Annotated in this window: 2 protein-coding genes; one reads left to right on the top strand and one right to left on the bottom strand. The window is 66.6% G+C overall.

Annotated elements, in window-relative coordinates:
- The first annotated feature begins 378 nt into the window (after positions 1-378).
- Positions 379-561, top strand: coding sequence for a hypothetical protein (locus D7V80_RS41090; protein ID WP_120593161.1), 183 nt, complete (start codon positions 379-381; stop codon positions 559-561).
- 35 nt (positions 562-596) lie between these two features.
- Here the strand turns inward: D7V80_RS41090 and D7V80_RS41085 are convergent.
- A partial coding sequence (locus D7V80_RS41085) for a Fic family protein (RefSeq protein ID WP_370452645.1) occupies positions 597-872 on the bottom strand: 276 nt, incomplete at its 5' end.

Here is an 872-nt window from a genome sequence, read left to right as displayed (position 1 = left end):
GCGCGAATCCCAGCGAGGGGGACGGCCGCCAGCGAGGGGTGGGGTCCGGAGAATCGTGCTCATGCGACAGGGACTCCTTCAGGGGGGACGCGGTCCCACCCCCTCTTGGGTTGTCTTGCTTTCTGCCAGAGACAGGGCCTGTGTTTCACCCCCTGCCACGGGGGCCGGTCCGGTATCCGACGGATGGCGCCGGTAAGATAGGGATTGCTCCGCTGGCATGCCGGAAGCCCGGATGTCCACTGCCGGAGACCCCACCGTGAGGTGACGAATGGGCGGCCCCGGGGGGCGACATCACTTGGAGTCGCTGCCCCTGGCGTCCCTGGCGCCGCGCGTCCCCACGCGCGAGGAATACCTCCGCTACGTGCTGCTTTCGTACTGGTGAAGGACTTCATCCCAGGGCTGCACGGTGTGGATGGCGGCCTGCGCGCGGGCTACATCCTGTCGCGCCACGAATTGGGCGTGAAGGACCTGACCGGCGACAACGGGTTGCAGGGCATCGTCGTGGAGCCGGTGCACGTGTATCGCAACACCTTCGAGCTGCTGGGCACGCTGAGCTTCTGACCGCCATCCGGCGCATGCTGGAGGGGCACCTGGAGTCAGCCCCTGCGCGTGGCCCGATAGGCCTGAGCGGGATGCGCGGGATTATCGGGGTGGGTGCGCTCGAGAAGGCCCTCTTCGACCATGGCCTTGAGATGGCGCTCCGTCAGCTTGTCCGGGCTGTAGCTCAGCTTCTTGGCGAGCTCCGTGGGGTGCCAGGCCCGAAGCGAAGTGAGTGCCAGGATGGCTTCGCGAAGGGCTGCCTTTCTGGGGCGGGGGCCTAGCTTTTCGACGATTTCACGAGCCTTCGCGTCGACTTCTTTTCGGTCGGGAAC

The organism is Corallococcus sp. CA054B (genome assembly GCF_003611625.1).
Classification (GTDB): Bacteria; Myxococcota; Myxococcia; order Myxococcales; family Myxococcaceae; genus Corallococcus; species Corallococcus coralloides.
This window is presented reverse-complemented; position numbering and strand designations above follow the sequence as displayed.